Origin of the sequence: Romboutsia sp. BSD2780061687b_171204_C1 (assembly GCF_015560225.1) — a bacterium.
Taxonomy (GTDB): domain Bacteria; phylum Bacillota; class Clostridia; order Peptostreptococcales; family Peptostreptococcaceae; genus Romboutsia_C; species Romboutsia_C hominis.
Window position 1 is genome coordinate 1 of the sequence record NZ_JADMRK010000031.1, and the last position, 1,565, is coordinate 1,565.

General features: G+C 30.2%; 1 protein-coding gene and 2 rRNA genes. All 3 read left to right on the forward strand.

Annotated features, from left to right (window positions below):
* Positions 1–45 precede the first annotated feature (45 nt).
* A 5S ribosomal RNA gene (gene rrf / locus I2H23_RS15180) occupies positions 46–162 on the forward strand.
* A 42-nt stretch (positions 163–204) separates the two neighbouring features.
* On the forward strand, positions 205–525 hold the full coding sequence (locus tag I2H23_RS15185) for a MazG-like family protein (RefSeq protein ID WP_092921352.1): 321 nt from the start codon (positions 205–207) through the stop codon (positions 523–525).
* Positions 526–1,237: 712 nt separating this feature from the next.
* Positions 1,238–1,565 (forward strand): 16S ribosomal RNA (locus I2H23_RS15190); the annotation flags it as partial.

Consider the following 1,565-nt stretch of genomic DNA (forward strand, 5'->3'; position numbering starts at 1 on the left):
ATGATATACAGTTTTCAGAGTATTAACTCTAAAAGATAAAGATTATGTGGTTATTATAGCAAAGAGGATACACCTGTTCCCATACCGAACACAGAAGTTAAGCTCTTTAGCGCTGATGGTACTTGGAGGGCGACCTCCTGGGAGAGTAAGACGTAGCCACGTAATCTTTTTTTATGTTCAAAATAAAAAATACAAGGAGTTAAAATGAAAACTGAAAAAATAATTGATTTTAAAGAAATCAAGAGATTAAATCTTATAGATAAAAAATCACTAATGGAAAGAGCTTTGAAGTTATCAGAAGAGGTTGGGGAAGTTTCCCAGGCAGTATTGAGTTCATCAAATGTATGTGGGTGTGGATACAAAGAAAAAACAAAAGAAGATATAGTTGAAGAGTGTTTAGACGTAATAATTGTAGCAAGCTCAATAATAAGCCAGAGTTATGATAATGAAATTAATATGGATGAGATAGTTAATATATATAAGAAAAAGCTTAAAAAATGGGAAGAAAAATGCAAAACTATATAAATTTTAAAATATTAGATAACTTAAGTTGATTAAATATAGACTTAAGTTATTTTTATTTATAAAGAATTAGTAATGTAAAATTAATATCATTATACGTAGGAGGTTATACTCATTTTAAGTATATTTTGATTGGTAACAATTTTATTAAATGATCTTTAATCTATTTGTAATAGTATAAAAATTTAATAAAAATATAAATAAGTTAACATAATAGTTGGAGAAATAGAAAAAATATTTTTTATTGAATACTAAAATTTCTAATCAAAGTAGAAAGTGTATATAAAAATATATAATTTAAATAAAAAAATTTAATTAATGATAAATAAATTAGAAATGTGGATAAAAAATAGAAAATCGGTATATAAGCTAAGTCTAGGATGTATATAATGTTAATAACATAAACAAAAATTGTGTATAACTTAAAAAAATAAACTAATTATAAAAAATACTAAAAAAAGTTAAGAAAAAGTATTGACGATATAAAGTATAGGTGGTATAGTAATACATGTCCTTAAGAAAAGGACAAACACGAAAGAGAAACAACAGAAAAGAGTTGACAAAGTAAAATTACTTTGATAAACTAAGGAAGTTGTAAGGAATGAACTTTGAAAATTAAACAGTAGGTTAATTTATATAACTAATGATTCTTAAAGAATCGAAAACAAACCAAGCCAGATATTCAGATAATGATAGTCTGAGCAGGTAACAACTTTTATTTGAGAGTTTGATCCTGGCTCAGGATGAACGCTGGCGGCGTGCCTAACACATGCAAGTCGAGCGATTCTCTTCGGAGAAGAGCGGCGGACGGGTGAGTAACGCGTGGGTAACCTGCCCTGTACACACGGATAACATACCGAAAGGTATGCTAATACGAGATAACATGAGAAAGTCGCATGGCTTTCTTATCAAAGCTTTTGCGGTACAGGATGGACCCGCGTCTGATTAGCTAGTTGGTAAGGTAATGGCTTACCAAGGCGACGATCAGTAGCCGACCTGAGAGGGTGATCGGCCACATTGGAACTGAGACACGGTCCAAACTC

Excerpts from the sequence above, each read along its gene's own strand:
- I2H23_RS15185 (WP_092921352.1), top strand. The coding sequence starts at position 205 with ATGAAAACTGAAAAAATAATTGATTTTAAAGAAATCAAGAGATTAAAT.